Annotated in this window: 13 protein-coding genes; 7 read left to right on the top strand and 6 right to left on the bottom strand. The window is 67.5% G+C overall.

Translation table 11 applies throughout. The features are described 5' to 3' along the window. Positions 1-18: 18 nt before the first annotated feature. Positions 19-765 (bottom strand): IclR family transcriptional regulator, encoded by a 747-nt coding sequence (locus WHX56_RS07880; RefSeq protein ID WP_129246566.1) that lies wholly within the window; start codon positions 763-765, stop codon positions 19-21. Between the two features lie 224 nt (positions 766-989). Between WHX56_RS07880 and WHX56_RS07885 the strand changes: the two genes are divergently transcribed. The 7 genes from WHX56_RS07885 to WHX56_RS07915 all read left to right on the top strand — a co-directional run bounded on the left by WHX56_RS07885 (position 990) and on the right by WHX56_RS07915 (position 8,686). Then, the gene (locus WHX56_RS07885) at positions 990-2,201 is read left to right on the top strand and encodes a CoA transferase (protein ID WP_338880932.1); all 1,212 of its coding nucleotides are present in this window, start codon (positions 990-992) and stop codon (positions 2,199-2,201) included. Positions 2,202-2,363: 162 nt separating this feature from the next. Continuing rightward, positions 2,364-3,338 carry a tripartite tricarboxylate transporter substrate binding protein gene (locus WHX56_RS07890; protein ID WP_338880933.1) on the top strand — a complete coding sequence of 325 codons (975 nt, stop codon included), beginning with the start codon at positions 2,364-2,366 and terminating at the stop codon, positions 3,336-3,338. Positions 3,339-3,357: 19 nt separating this feature from the next. Next, positions 3,358-4,446: a Zn-dependent alcohol dehydrogenase gene (locus WHX56_RS07895; protein ID WP_129246570.1), complete on the top strand. Its 1,089-nt coding sequence runs from the start codon at positions 3,358-3,360 to the stop codon at positions 4,444-4,446. 38 nt (positions 4,447-4,484) lie between these two features. Next, the gene (locus WHX56_RS07900) at positions 4,485-6,053 is read left to right on the top strand and encodes an NAD(P)/FAD-dependent oxidoreductase (protein ID WP_338880934.1); all 1,569 of its coding nucleotides are present in this window, start codon (positions 4,485-4,487) and stop codon (positions 6,051-6,053) included. Between the two features lie 12 nt (positions 6,054-6,065). Then, positions 6,066-7,055 carry an alpha/beta hydrolase gene (locus tag WHX56_RS07905; RefSeq protein ID WP_338880935.1) on the top strand — a complete coding sequence of 330 codons (990 nt, stop codon included), beginning with the start codon at positions 6,066-6,068 and terminating at the stop codon, positions 7,053-7,055. Positions 7,056-7,089: 34 nt separating this feature from the next. Then, the gene (locus tag WHX56_RS07910) at positions 7,090-7,842 is read left to right on the top strand and encodes an SDR family NAD(P)-dependent oxidoreductase (protein ID WP_338880936.1); all 753 of its coding nucleotides are present in this window, start codon (positions 7,090-7,092) and stop codon (positions 7,840-7,842) included. Between the two features lie 121 nt (positions 7,843-7,963). After that, the gene (locus WHX56_RS07915; RefSeq protein ID WP_129246576.1) at positions 7,964-8,686 is read left to right on the top strand and encodes a TetR/AcrR family transcriptional regulator; all 723 of its coding nucleotides are present in this window, start codon (positions 7,964-7,966) and stop codon (positions 8,684-8,686) included. A 34-nt stretch (positions 8,687-8,720) separates the two neighbouring features. Here the strand turns inward: WHX56_RS07915 and WHX56_RS07920 are convergent, their stop codons facing one another. The 5 genes from WHX56_RS07920 to WHX56_RS07940 all read right to left on the bottom strand — a co-directional run bounded on the left by WHX56_RS07920 (position 8,721) and on the right by WHX56_RS07940 (position 13,308). After that, positions 8,721-9,554 (bottom strand): symmetrical bis(5'-nucleosyl)-tetraphosphatase, encoded by an 834-nt coding sequence (locus tag WHX56_RS07920; RefSeq protein WP_129246578.1) that lies wholly within the window; start codon positions 9,552-9,554, stop codon positions 8,721-8,723. After that, positions 9,551-10,729, bottom strand: coding sequence for an LPS export ABC transporter permease LptG (gene lptG, locus WHX56_RS07925; protein ID WP_129246580.1), 1,179 nt, complete (start codon positions 10,727-10,729; stop codon positions 9,551-9,553). The genes WHX56_RS07920 and lptG overlap by 4 nt, the downstream gene beginning before the upstream one ends. A gap of 91 nt (positions 10,730-10,820) precedes the next feature. Next, complete coding sequence (gene mtgA, locus WHX56_RS07930; protein ID WP_338880937.1) at positions 10,821-11,543, bottom strand: monofunctional biosynthetic peptidoglycan transglycosylase; 723 nt, start codon at positions 11,541-11,543, stop codon at positions 10,821-10,823. A gap of 5 nt (positions 11,544-11,548) precedes the next feature. Further along, entirely contained in the window at positions 11,549-12,412 is an 864-nt protein-coding gene (aroE, locus tag WHX56_RS07935) for a shikimate dehydrogenase (RefSeq protein ID WP_338880938.1), read from the bottom strand. After that, positions 12,409-13,308: a TonB family protein gene (locus WHX56_RS07940; protein WP_338880939.1), complete on the bottom strand. Its 900-nt coding sequence runs from the start codon at positions 13,306-13,308 to the stop codon at positions 12,409-12,411. The genes aroE and WHX56_RS07940 overlap by 4 nt, the downstream gene beginning before the upstream one ends. Positions 13,309-13,343 lie beyond the last annotated feature (35 nt).

A 13,343-nucleotide genomic window follows, 5' to 3' on the forward strand; every position in this document is an offset into this window, starting at 1 on the left:
AGTGAATGACCTCGACTGCTAGAGCAATCCTTGCGCGGCTTCCAGTTGTCGCACCGCGTCTTTGAGCATGGGCACCACTTCCTTGGGAAGCCGTTCCAGTGCATCCCGGTGCGCGTACAGCGTGCAGTTCATGGCCAGCGCGGGCGCGGCGAGGCCGGGGGGGCGGATCGGCACCGCGACGGCATGGATCTCGCTGCGCCAATCGCCGGCGTTGTGGCAGTAGCGATGCTTGTCCCAGAGCTTCCGGTCTTTTTCAAGCGCGCCCTTGAAGGTGGCGAACATCTCGCTGTTGTGCACCCGCAGGAAATTCAACATCGTCTTGCGTTCCTGCTCGGGCGCCGAAAAGATCAGGGCGCGCCCCATCGCGCTTGCCATCAACGGGTAGGTCGCTCCGATGTCCGGCAGATGCGCGTTTCCGGCATCCGGCCGGATCGAGTCGATGTACACCACATTGGCACGATCGCGCATGCCGAGGTTCACAGTGCAGCCGGATCGCCGCGCCAGCTCCACCATCAAAGGCCGCGCCAGTTGGCGCACCTGCATGCTCGCCAGGAACGGGTGGCCCAGCGAAAGTATGCCGGCGGCCAACCGGAATTTCTGGGACTCCGTCTCCCGGTCCAGCAGGCCCAGCAACGTCAACGTGTAGGTCAATCGCGATACGGTCGCTTTCGGCAGGCCGGTGATGACGGAAATCTCCCGGTTTCCCAGCAGGGCGTTTTGCGCGGAAAACGCGCGCAGTACCTCCACGCCGCGCGCCAGGTTCATGGCGAAATGGCGGTCCGTAGCGAGGTCGTGCGGATCGATGGATCCGGGCAGATTGATAGTGACCACTTGGCGGCAAAGAGAAATGGGTTGCTTGCATGTTCGGCGCCGCGAGGCGGCACTGTCAATTCATTTGCCCGGACTGTTTTGCACAGCGGAACCGCTCTTCCACGCGCGGATCCGCCGAGCCACACTCGCTGGCCATGGAAAACAAGGGTCGACCGGATATGAAGACGCCCGCCGCCTCCAATGGTGCGCTGCACGGAGTGCGAATTCTCGACATGGCCACCGTGCTGGCCGCGCCCGTGGGCGCCACTTTGTGCGCGGACCACGGCGCCGAGGTCGTCAAGCTCGAGCTTCCCGACGGCAGCGACGCTTTGCGCGCGCTGCAGCCGGTCAAGGACGGCGCGCCTCTGTGGTGGAAGGTCGCCAATCGCGGCAAGCGCGGCATCACCCTGGATGTCCGCAAGGCCGAAGGGCGCGAGATCCTGCTGAAACTGATCCGGCAGTTCGATGTCCTGGTTGAAAACTTCAGGACCGGAACACTGGACCGCTGGGGGCTGGACCTGGCCACGTTGCGGCAGGCCAATCCGAGGTTGATCGTGATCCGCTTGACCGGATTCGGCCAAACCGGCCCCTATGCGGGCCGCCCGGGCTTTGCCAGGATCTTCGAGGCCATGAGCGGCTTCACCAATCTGACGGGGGAAAAGAACGGCGTGCCGCTGCACAGCAACTATCCCGTCGGGGACTATGTCGCCGGCCTGTTCTGCGCGTTCGCCATCGCCATGGAAGTGGCCCGGCTGCGTTCCCAGCCTTCGGCGCCGGGCACGGAGGTGGACCTGTCCGCCACAGAGGCGCTGTTCCGGCTGCTCGATCCCCTGGCGGTCGAGTATGAGCAGATGGGAACCGTCCGAGGCCCCGCGGGCAATCAGGCCAGCTATACCGCGCCGTCGAACATGTACCGCAGCCGCGATGGGGTGTGGTTTTCGCTGGTTGCTTCCTCCAATTCGATCTTCCAGCGGCTGTGCGGGATCGTCGGGCATCCGGCGCTGGCATCGGACGAGCGTTTCAGCACCAATCCGGCCCGTGTGCAACACGTAGACGCGCTGGAGGAGGTGCTGGTCGCCTGGTTCCTGGGGCATGACTACGAGTACCTCGCCAGAGAGTTGGAAAGCGGCGGCGTCCCCTTCAGCAAGGTCTACACGATTGAGGACATTGTGCGGGACCCGCAACTGAAGGCCAGGAACGCGGTGGTGTACATGGAGGACGCCGAATACGGCCAATTGCCGGGCCCCTGCATTGTTCCCCGGGTAACGGACCATCCGATGCCCGTGCCGGCGACCGGCCCGGCGCCAGGCGAACACAACAGCGAAATATTCAAGCGGATCGGGCTTTCGGAGACCGATCTTCAGCGGTTGCGGGCAGCGCAAGTCATCTAGGGTTGCATCAGGGCAAACGCTATTCGGGTAAACGATGGCGGGAATGCGGTGTTTTCCCTCTCGACAGAAATTAAAGCAGTCGATTTAATTTGATCAAGGTCAAGCCTTGCTCTGGCGACTGGCCTGGCATGCCCCGATCAGGGAGCCACCACAGGAGGCAATATGCAGTCCACCTGGATTACGCGCCGCGCCATGCTGAGGATGGCCGCGGCAACGGCGGCAAGCATTTCGCTGCCGGCCATGGCGCAGTTGGGCGGCGGCAAAAAGCCCCTGCGCGTCATCGTCGGATCGGCGGCGGGCGGGGCCGCGGACGTGATCGTGCGGGCAATGGGCCCGGGCATCGCGGCCGAACTGAAGGTGCCCGTGGTCGTGGACAACCGCCCCGGCGGCCAGTCGGTGATCTCGCTGGAGGCGCTGGCGGCGCAGCCCGCCGATGGCAACACGCTGCTGTACATCCATAGCGGCTACGTCGCCACCGAGGTGACGCAGCGTTTGTTCGACCTGGACAAAAGCACGATTCCGCTGACCCGGGTCGGCACCTCGCGCATCATGCTGCTGGTGGGCGGGGATTCGCCGTTCGGCTCCCTGGGCGAGATATTCGACTTTGCGCGCGCCAATCCGGGCAAGCTGCACTACGGCACATTGGGCGACGGCGGCTTCGAGCACCTCAAGATGGCGCAGATCACCACGGCCGCCGGAGTCGTGGCCACGCCCGTGCCCTACAAAACCAGCACCGATGCGATCAAGGACCTGATCGGCGGTTCGGTCGATTGCTATATGGCCCCAGCCATCTTCGCCAAGATGTATATCCCGCCGAAACGGGTGAAGGCGCTGGCGATATTCGATTCGCAGCGCTGGTCTGATTTTCCCGAGGTGCCTACCCTGCGGGAGGCCGGAATCGAGGTGGATCCCCTGCGCTACTGGGGAGGCTACGTGGCCCGCGTGGGCATGCCGCCCGAGATCGTGCAGCGGCTGTCCAGCATGCTGGGGCGCGTGGCGCGGCTGCCGGAGGTGCGGGAACGATTCGAGGGCACCGGGCAGGAGGTGGACGTCGAAGACGACCCCGAAAAGTTCCGCAGCCAGATCCAGGGCGACAAGGCATGGATCATCGATGCCTACCGCCTGATCCGCACGTGATTTCAAAAGGAGTCGCGCTATGAAAGCCGCAGTTCTGGAAAAGTTCAACGAGCCCTTCGTCATCCGTGACATCGAACTGGCGCCGCCGGGGCCCGATGAAGTTTTGGTGCGGACCGCCGCCGTGGGCATTTGCCACAGCGACATCCACATGCAGGAGGGCATCCGGCCCAACCTGCCGCTGCCGGCGGTGCTGGGCCACGAGGTCTCGGGCGTGGTCGAGGCGGTCGGCTCCGGCGTGCACGACCTGCTGCCGGGCGATCACGTGGTGGGCACGCTGGCGGCGTTCTGCGGCCATTGCCCGCATTGCATCGCGGGCAGGCTGGTGCTGTGCCAGGATACGAGCGTCAAGCAGCCGCCGGGGCAGGCCAGGCGCCTGCGCGCGGCTGGCGCGCCCGTCAGCCAGGTCTACAACCTGTCGGGCTTTGCCGAGAAGATGCTGGTGCACCGCAGCACCCTGGTCCGCATCGTCAAGGAAATGCCTCTGGACCGCGCCGCCTTGCTGGGCTGCGCGCTGACGACCGGCACCGGCGCGGTATTCCGCACGGCGCAGGTGCGCGCGGGCGCCAGTGTGGCCGTCATCGGCTGCGGCGGTATCGGGCTGGCCGCGATCAATGGCGCGCAGATCGCCGGTGCGACAAGAATCATCGCGATCGACCGCCTGCCGCACAAATTGGAGCAGGCGAAGCTGTTCGGGGCCACCGACCTCGTCGATGCCTCCGGCGGCGATGCGGTGGAACGGGTCCGGCAACTGACCGGCGGCGGGGTGGACTATGCGTTCGAGTGCATAGGCTTGCCGGCCACCGTCGAGCAGTGCTGGGCCATGCTGAAGCCGGGCGGGGTGGCCACCATCCTGGGGATATTCGGCCCGGGCGCCAAGGTAAGCGTCGCCGGCATGGACCTGCTGCAGGAAAAGCAGTTGCGCGGCTCCATGCTCGGCTCGGTGCGGCCTCCCGAGGACATCCCGGCGCTGGTCGAGCTCTACCTGCAGGGGCGGCTCAAGATCGACGAGCTCGTCTCGCGCCGGATACCGCTGGAACAGATCAACGAAGGGTTCGAGGCGCTGCGCCGCGGCGAGGCGACCCGCTCCGTCATCGTGTTCGACCTGTAGCCATTCCCCCGAATCCTTCATTCCCGCCAGGAGCGTCCATGTCTTCCATCCCCCACGCATGCAGCGACCGCGCCGCTTCCACGGCGGAGTGCTTCGATGTGCTCTTCATCGGCGCGGGCATCTCCGGCATCGGCGGCGCCTACCACCTGCGCCAGCAATCGCCTCGCCGCAGTTTTGCCATCCTCGATGAGCAGGACAGCTTCGGCGGCACGTGGTGGACGCACCGCTACCCCGGCATACGCTCGGACAGCGAGCTCTATACCTTCGGCTACCGCTTCAAGCCCTGGGTGGGGGCGCCGATCGCCACCGCCGAGGAAATCCTGAAATACCTGGGCGAGGTCGTCCAGGAGAACGGCCTGGACCGGCACATCCGCTACAAGCACAGGGTGTTGAGCGCGTCCTGGTCCACGCAGGACGCGCGGTGGACCGTGAAAGGCGTGCGCACGGATTCGCAAGAGCCCTTCATCGTCCACGCCCGGTTTCTGTGGATGGGGCAGGGCTACTACCACCACGACAAGGGCTATATCCCGGAGTGGCCCGGCATGGCGGACTACCGGGGAACCCTCATCCATCCGCAGCAGTGGCCCGAGGACCTGGACATCGGCGGCAAGCGCGTGGTCCTCATCGGTTCCGGCGCCACGGCGGCGACCGTCATCCCCGCGATTGCCGGGCGCTGCGCGCACGTGACGATGCTGCAGCGTTCGCCGACCTACTTCAAGACCGGGCGCAACGCCAATGAGCTGGCGGACATGCTGCGCGGCCTGTCCATTCCGGAAGAATGGGTGCACGAGATCGTGCGCCGCAAGCTGCTCAAGGAACAGCAGGATGTGGTGGACGCGGCGTTTTCATCGCCGGAGGAACTGCGCGAGCGCCTGCTGGCGGGCGTGCTGGAGCACCTGGGCTCGCAGGAGATGGTGGACAGGCATTTCACGCCGCGGTACCTGCCCTGGCGCCAGCGGATCGCCTTCGTGCCGGACGGCGACCTGTTCAAGGCCATGCGCTCGGGCGACGCCTCCGTCGTCACGGACGAGATCGAGCGCTTCGAGGCGGACGGCGTGCGCGTGAAATCGGGCGATCTGCTGAAGGCCGACATCGTGGTGGCGGCCACCGGCCTGGAACTGGCGGTGATGGGCGGCATTGCGTTCACCGTCGACGGCCGGCCGGTCGATTTCGCCCAGACGGTGATGTACCGCGGGGCGATGTTCACCGGCGTTCCCAATCTGCTCTGGGTCTTCGGGTATTTCCGGGCCAGTTGGACGCTGCGGGTGGACCTGCTGGGCGACTTCTTCTGCCGGCTGCTGGCGCATATGGACCAGCAACAGGCCACGCAGGTGGTGCCCCGCCTGCGGCCGGAGGATGCCGGCATGCAGATGCTGCCCTGGGTCGAGCCATCCAGCTTCAATCCCGGCTATCTGACGCGCGTCATGGACCGCATGCCGCGCCAGGGCAGCCAATCGCCATGGCAGCACACGCAGGACTACTGGCGCGACAGCGAAGAACTGCCCGCCGCCAGCCTGAACGATGGGGCGCTGGTCTATGGCGGCGGCCCGCGGTCCGCGCCGCGGACCATTCCCAGCCGCGAGGCTGCCGCCCAGGACCTGGCCTAGGAAGCGAATGCCATGATTGCAGGAAAACCGAAGACCGTTGCGTTGGACCCTTGGCTCGCGGAGCTGGTGCGGCTGGCGGAGGCGCAGCCCGCGCCGCACACCTTGCCGCCGCAAACCGCCCGCGAGCTGGTCGCGGCGCGGTATGGCGCCGCGGCCGAGGCCGCGGCCGGGGCCGCGCGTGTGCGCCAGGTGCTGGACGTGTCGATACCCGGCCCGGCGGGAGACCTGCCCGCCCGGATCTATCTTCCCGAGACGCCGGCTCCCTGCCCCGTGACCCTGTACTTCCATGGCGGCGGGTTCGTGCTGATGGGGCTGCAGACGCACGACGGAATCTGCCGCCGGCTGTGCGAACTCAGCGGCAGCGGCATCGTCTCGGTGGACTACCGCCTGGCGCCGGAGCATCCGTTTCCCGCCGCCCTGGACGATGCGATGGCCGCGCTGCAATGGGCGGCCCGCGAGGCCGCGGCCTTCGGCGCCGACCCCGCCAGGCTGGCTGTCGCCGGCGATAGCGCCGGGGGCAATCTGGCCACCGTCACCGCGCTGCGAGCGCGCGATGAGGCGGGCCCCGCGCTGCGGGCGCAGCTACTGTTCTACCCGGTCGTCGATTGCGCGGGAGGCGAGTCCGTCTGGCCGTCATGGTCCGACCATGCAAAGGGCGTTGGCCTGACGGCGGACACCATGCGCTGGTTTCGCGACCTGTACCTGCCCAGCGAAGGGCACTGGCCGCATCCGCACGCCTCGCCCATCCGGGCCCCCGCGCTGCACGGCCTGCCGCCGGCGCATATCGCGACCGCCGGATACGACATTCTTCGGGACGAGGGCGAGGCCTATGCGGCCGCGCTGGCCGCCGCCGGCGTGGCGACCACGCTGACCCGCTATCCCAGCCTCAACCATGCTTTCCTGCATTGGGCCGATCACGTCGATGCCGCGATGGATGCATTGCGCCAGGCCGGCAGGTGGCTGCGCTTTGCATTGGACCAGCCGCCCGTCGAGGGGCGCTGAGCGGCGGGCCGGGATCTTTCAGCGGAGCGGTTTCATGCGCATGGCCAACAAGAATGTCGTTGTCACCGGCGGGGCCAGCGGCATCGGGCTGGCCACGGCCCGCCGCTGCCTCGAGGAAGGCGCCCGGGTCGTCATTGCCGACCTCGCCGCCGCTGAAGACAGCCTGAAGGCGGCACAGGCCGCCGACCCGCTTTTGAACACCGCGCGATTCATTGCGGCCGATGTCACCTCGGCGGACAGTGTCGACGCGCTTTTCCGCGAGCTTGCCGCTACCTGGAATGCGGTGCATGGCGTGTTCAACAATGCCGGGATCGCCAGGGGAGGCCCCGCGGTCGATGTCCGCGACGAAGACTATCTGCGGGTGCTCGACGTCAATCTGCATGGAGTCTTCCGGGTCGCCAAGGCCGCCATGCGCGCGATGTTCGCCCAGGGGCACGGCAGTATCGTGAACTGCGCCTCGGTGCTCGCATCGTCGGGGCGCCCGGGCGCATCGGCCTATTGCGCCTCCAAGGGGGGCGTGGTCAATCTCACCCGGGCGCTGGCCATGGAGGCGGCGCCCTTTCAGGTACGCATCAATTCCGTCAGCCCCGGCTTTGTCGATACTCCCTTGCTGGCCGCGATGCCGGACGACAGGCGGCAAGCCTTGCTGCGGCTGCACCCCATGGGGCGCCTGGGGCGGGACCGGGAGATCGCGCATGCCGTTCTGTTTCTGCTGAGCGATGAGGCCAGCTTCGTCACGGGGAGCAATCTGGTCGTGGATGGAGGGTATTCCGCAGGAAAAGAATGAATTCCTCGGACTCTGTTGCCGGATACACTCGCAGCGTTGAATCGAGCGCGAGGACAAGACCGTGGGAAGGCGTACCGCAACAGGCCAACAGGATGCCAAGCCGGCGAAGCCGGAAAAGACCATGAAAACCCGTGAACGCCTGCTGCTGACGGCGGAGCGGCTGATCGCGGAAGAAGGCCTGGGCCAGGTATCGATGCGCCGCATCAACGCGGAGGCCGGCGCCCGCAACCTTTCGGCGGTCCACTATCATTTCGGCTCGCTGGAAGGCGTGATCGCCGCCATTTTCGACTACCGCTCGCCCGCGGTTGAGCGGCGGCGCGGCAGCATGCTCGACGCCCTGCTGGCGCGCGGCGGGAATCCGCCGAGCCTGGAGGAGGTCCTGCGCCTGGCGGTATGGCCGCTGGCGGAGACCATGCTGAGCGATGCCGAGGACAACCACTATGTGCGCTTTCTCTCCGCGATCAACCGCCTGCCGCGGCTCGACGGCTGGGAGGTGGTGCCGCGGCGCAATCGCCGCAGCATCACGCGCTGCTATCTGCTGCTGCGGCGCATGCCGCTCGGCGTGCCCGCGGATATCCTGCACCTGCGCATCATGATGGGGCTGCGCGAGATGTTCCATGTCCTGGCGGACGTGGACCACAACGTGCGCGAACGCCATCCCACCTTGCGCGACCCGCTCGTGACCTTCCACGCGAACGAATTGGTGACCAAGCTGATGAGCGCGCTGCTGGCTCCCGTCAGCGAAGCCACGCAAGCGGCGCTGGGCATTCTGCGAGCGAGCGCGGCATCCCGGAAAGGCTCGATTTACGGAGTGGATTCGATCCTGGTTCCGAAGGCGCGCTGACGGCGGCTTCCAACCCGCGGGGCCTGCCCCGCGCTTACTCGGACAGCGGATTCTGGAACTGCGAGCACTTCACCTGCACCAGTTTCCGGTCCTGCAGGCGCAGCGCCGTCAGCGATCCCCCCCAGACGCATCCCGTATCCAGGCAGATCACGTCCGGCCGCTGCAGCAGGCCCAGCGTCGACCAGTGCCCGAACACGGTGGTGACGTTCTGGGTCGCGCGGTTGGGCACGTCGAACCAGGGCACCAGCCCGGGGGGCCAGGCGCCCGGCGTTACCTTGGTGGCGAATTCCATGTGGCCGTTGGGCGTGCACAGCCGGATGCGCGTCAGCGCATTGATGATGACCCGCATCCGCTTGCCGCCCTTGTGGTCTTCCTTCCAGGTGGCGGGCTCGTTGCCGTACATCTTCTGCAGCGCCTTCTGCCAGTTCGGGCCGCGCAGGGCGTCCTGGACCTCGCCGGCCAGGGCCAGCGTCTTGGCGACGTCCCATTTGGCCAGCGTGCCGGCGTGGACCAGCAGGTGGTTCTGTTCGAAATGCGCGAGCGGGCGGAACCGCAGCCAGTCGATCAGGTCGGCCGCGTCCGGCGCCCGCAGGATCGCGTCGAGCGTGTCCGACTTGGACGGCTTGCGCACGCCGGCGGCGGCCGCCAGCAGGTGCAGGTCGTGGTTGCCGAGCACCGAGGTCGCGCGGTCGCCCAGGTCGATGATGCGGCGCAGGGTTTCCAGCGATTCGGGGCCGCGGTTGACCAGGTCCCCGGCGAACCAGAAGCGCGACTGGGGGTCGCCGACCAGGTCGGGGTGGGACAGCAAGCGATCCAGCGGCGAGCAGCAACCCTGCACGTCGCCGATCATCCAGATACTGCCGTTCATGCGGGACTCTTGCTCCAAGGCCAACGTTGTTGGACGATGCGGGTGATGGTGTGGCGGTATTCCATGTAGCTCATGGCGCCCAGCGCCAGGATCACCGCGCCGAGGTTCGGGCCCAGCGCGGTCAGCCAGGGCGGCCACTTGCCCAGCATGCCTACGTTCAGGGCCAACTGGTTGAGCATGAAGAAGGCCACGCCGAGCAGGATGCCCAGGAATACCTTGGCCCCCACGCCGCCGCGGCGAGTCTGCATCAGGCCGATGGGAGCGGCGATGGTGATCATGACCAGCAGGGTGAACGGATATGCCAGTTTGCGCCACAAGGCGACGACCTGTCGACCATATTGCAGTTGGTTGTTGCGCAAATAATCCACATAGTCCAGCAGGGTAACGATGGACATGCGTTCAGGGGTCAGCACGCGGGCCAGCAGGCGTTCGGCGCTGAGCGTGGTGTCCACCTGGCGCTCGGGCACCTTCACGACCGTGGCGGGCGGATTCTTCGGGGGGCGCGCATTGGCCAGGGCCTCGGCCGCTTCGTCGTCCAGCCGGGTTTCGGAGACGTTCTTCAGCACCAGATCGCCGTGCGTGAAGACGCCGGACGGGGCGGTCGACAGGACCGACAGCGTCAGGTCCTTCTTGAATTCGTAGAGGGTCACGGCATTGACCTGGCCGTCGCCCTTGAGTTCGCCGATATTGATGATGCGGGTGCCGCCGTTGGCGGTGGGTTCCTTGAACCAGTATCCGCTCTTGAGGCGGTCGCCGCCGGCCTTGCCGCGGAACACCAGGTTGGCTTCGCCGGACTTGATTTCGGCCCAGGGCGTGACGTATTCGGACAGCAGGCCCGCGCCGATCATGAGCGGGATCGTCACGACCCAGAGCATGCGCAGCAGTTTCATGCCGCTGACGCCCGACACCCGCAGGATGACCAGTTCGTTGCGCTGGGCGAGCCCGGCCAGAGCCAGGATGGCGCCGATCAGCAGGCCGATGGGCAGGAGGTCGTACAGGCGGGTCGGGATCGCCAGCGCCTGCATGTAAAGCAGGGCCATCATGGAGAACTTGTCGCCCACGTTGTCCAGGTCGTCCACCAGCGCGAAGAACGTGAAAAGGCCCAGCAGGGCCATAAGGACCACTGCGCAAGAGCGATAGATCTCGCGGGCCAGGTAGCGACGTGCGGTACGCATGTAGGAAAGGGGGGGCGCGTAAACGTGAAAGCTTAACAAATCCTGCCGTCCGGGTCCGGACCCGGATGGTCGCGGACGCCCGGCTTCCGTATCAGGGGATGTCCACCATCTGCATCCGGCGCGTCAGGACGCCGACCCGGGAGTTCAGGTAGCGGGAATTGCGGTGGGTGTCGTAGAAGCGCGGGTTGGGCAGCATGGCCGCCAGCCGGGCCGACTGGCTGGCCCCCAGGCCGGCGGCGGAGGTATTGAAATAGTGCCTGGCGGCGGCCTCGGCGCCGAATACGCCCACGCCCCATTCCGCCACGTTCAGATACAGTTCCAGGATCCGCTCCTTGCTCATGACGTGTTCGATCATGTAGGTGAGGACGAGTTCCTGCCCCTTGCGGACGTAGCTGCGGGAACTGGACAGGAACAGGTTCTTGGCCAGTTGCTGGGTGATGGTGGAGCCGCCGCGCATTTTGCTGCGGCCCGCTTCCTGCTGTTTCTGGTTGTACTCCCAGGCCTTGCGGATGGCGTCCCATTCGACGCCGTCGTGCCCGGTGAAGTTGGAGTCCTCGGACGCCACCACCGCGCGCTTGAGCGTGCGGTTGATCTTGTCGTAGGGCACCCACTCGTACTTCAGTTCCAGGGCGGGATTGCCCTCGCGCAGGCGGGACAGCTCTTCGCGCATGACCGCGCTGCTGCCCGGGTCCCGATAGTTGTACCAGACGACCTGGGCGAACAGCCAGAATTGGTAGAGCAGGACGAGGCATACCAGCGCCATCAGCGCGCCGGTGACGATCCGGAACCAGGAACGGCCCTTGCGCGTCGCCATGCCGCTCAGCGGCCGGCCGCGAGATCCTCGCGCAGCGCGGCGAGGACGGGCGCGGGGTCGGGCCGCAGGCCGTGCCAGATGAAGAAGCTCTCGGCCGCCTGGCCCACCAGCATGCCCAGGCCGTCCGCCGTCAGCGCGGCGCCGTCGGCCTCGGCCTGCTTCATGAACGCGGTGGGCCGGGCGCCGTACATCATGTCGTAGCCGGCCGCCCCGGGGGCGTACAGGCCCGCGGGCAGGTCGGGGGCGGCGTCCTGCAGCCCGCTGGCGGTGGCGTTGATCACCAGGTTCCAGCCGCCGGGCGTGGCGGCATCCGCCAGGCCGCCCGCCGTGACCTCGGTCTGCGGCGATACGCCGCTGTCGCGCCAGGCGCCCGCCAGCGCCTGCGCGCGGGCGGCGGTGCGGTTGACGATGTGGATGCGCGCGCAGCCGGCCTCGGCCAGCGGTTGCAGCACGCCGCGGGCCGCGCCGCCCGCGCCCGCCAGCAGCACGGACGCGCCGCCCAGGCGCACGCCCAGGCGCAGCAGGTCGGAGACCAGGCCCACCCCGTCGGTGTTGCAGCCGTGCCAGGCGCCATCGCGCCAGGACAGGGTGTTGACCGCGCCGGCCAGCCGGGCGCGGGACGACAGGCGGCCGGCGGCCAGGGCGTAGGCGTCCAGCTTGAAGGGCACCGTGACGTTCAGGCCGACCCCGCCGTCGGCCACGAAGGCAGCCACCGCCTCGGCGAAGCCGTCCACCGGGGCCAGCAGCCGGTCATAGCGCAGCGGCTTGCCGGTCTGCCGGGAGAACATGGCGTGGATCTGAGGCGAGCGGCTGTGCGCAATGGGGTTGCCGATGACGGCATATCGGGCAAGAGGGGACGCCTCGGTCATGGGGCTTGGGTTTCCAGGGTGTCGTTGACGAAATGCCAGGTGCGGGTGATGACCAGCACGTCGGTGTCGCGCGCGATGTCGGGCGGGAACGGGGGGAAGGGCGCGGCCAACTGGACGATGCGGCGGGCGGCCTGGTTCAGCACGGCGTGCGGCGAGGGCTGGTCGATCTCGACGTTGGCGATGCTGCCGTCGGCGCGCACCGATACCGTGATGCGCAGCGAGCCGTAGATGCGCCCGCGCGCTTCGTCCGGGTAGTGCTGGGTGCCGACCGTTTCGATCCGGGCGCGCCAGGCGTCCAGGTAGGCGGCGTAGCGCGAGGCTTCGGCCGACGGCGCCACGAACTGCTTGCGGGGCTCGGCGCTGTACTGCTGCACCCGGGCCGCCAGCGCGGCCACCTGGGCGCTCTGGATGACGCTGGCCTGGTCCTCGGCGTCTTGGCCGGGGTCGGCGCCGTCCGGCCAGGGATTGACGGCCTCGCGTTCCGCGCCGGCCTTGTCCGCCGAGCGCAACTGGGTCATCAGGCGGGTCTGTTCGGCTTCGAGCTGCACCTGGCGGCGGCGCATGGCCTCCAGCACGATGGTCTCGGCCGATTCGCCGGTGCGGGGCAATGGGGTGGTGGACAGGCCGTGCTCGGCGTTGCCGCCGCCGCTCATCTGGTTCTGGGCCTGCGCGCGGGGGGTGTCGGGCGGCGTCTCGCTGCGGGCGTTGAGCAGCACGATCTCCAGGCTGGTGACCGGGGCGCGGGCGGGCGCGGACGAGCCGAAGCGCCACGCCAGGGCGCCGGCGTGCACCAACAGCGATATCGCGATGCCGATGCGCAGGTAGTGCTGGGCGGGCGCGCCCAGCCACCGGAGGTAACGGCTCAGCGGAGAGGGGGTATCAGCAAGGCGTTGCACCAGCGCATTGTAGAGCGAGTCCAGGTCCGCCGCGC

The sequence above is a fragment of the Achromobacter veterisilvae genome (genome assembly GCF_037619525.1).
GTDB lineage: Bacteria > Pseudomonadota > Gammaproteobacteria > Burkholderiales > Burkholderiaceae_B > Achromobacter > Achromobacter veterisilvae.

Coding starts and splice junctions, on each gene's coding strand:
- WHX56_RS07880 (WP_129246566.1), bottom strand. CDS start 765: ATGAACCTGGCGCGCGGCGTGGAGGTACTGCGCGCGTTTTCCGCGCAA.
- WHX56_RS07885 (WP_338880932.1), top strand. CDS start 990: ATGAAGACGCCCGCCGCCTCCAATGGTGCGCTGCACGGAGTGCGAATT.
- WHX56_RS07890 (WP_338880933.1), top strand. CDS start 2,364: ATGCAGTCCACCTGGATTACGCGCCGCGCCATGCTGAGGATGGCCGCG.
- WHX56_RS07895 (WP_129246570.1), top strand. CDS start 3,358: ATGAAAGCCGCAGTTCTGGAAAAGTTCAACGAGCCCTTCGTCATCCGT.
- WHX56_RS07900 (WP_338880934.1), top strand. CDS start 4,485: ATGTCTTCCATCCCCCACGCATGCAGCGACCGCGCCGCTTCCACGGCG.
- WHX56_RS07905 (WP_338880935.1), top strand. CDS start 6,066: ATGATTGCAGGAAAACCGAAGACCGTTGCGTTGGACCCTTGGCTCGCG.
- WHX56_RS07910 (WP_338880936.1), top strand. CDS start 7,090: ATGCGCATGGCCAACAAGAATGTCGTTGTCACCGGCGGGGCCAGCGGC.
- WHX56_RS07915 (WP_129246576.1), top strand. CDS start 7,964: ATGAAAACCCGTGAACGCCTGCTGCTGACGGCGGAGCGGCTGATCGCG.
- WHX56_RS07920 (WP_129246578.1), bottom strand. CDS start 9,554: ATGAACGGCAGTATCTGGATGATCGGCGACGTGCAGGGTTGCTGCTCG.
- lptG (WP_129246580.1), bottom strand. CDS start 10,729: ATGCGTACCGCACGTCGCTACCTGGCCCGCGAGATCTATCGCTCTTGC.
- mtgA (WP_338880937.1), bottom strand. CDS start 11,543: ATGGCGACGCGCAAGGGCCGTTCCTGGTTCCGGATCGTCACCGGCGCG.
- aroE (WP_338880938.1), bottom strand. CDS start 12,412: ATGACCGAGGCGTCCCCTCTTGCCCGATATGCCGTCATCGGCAACCCC.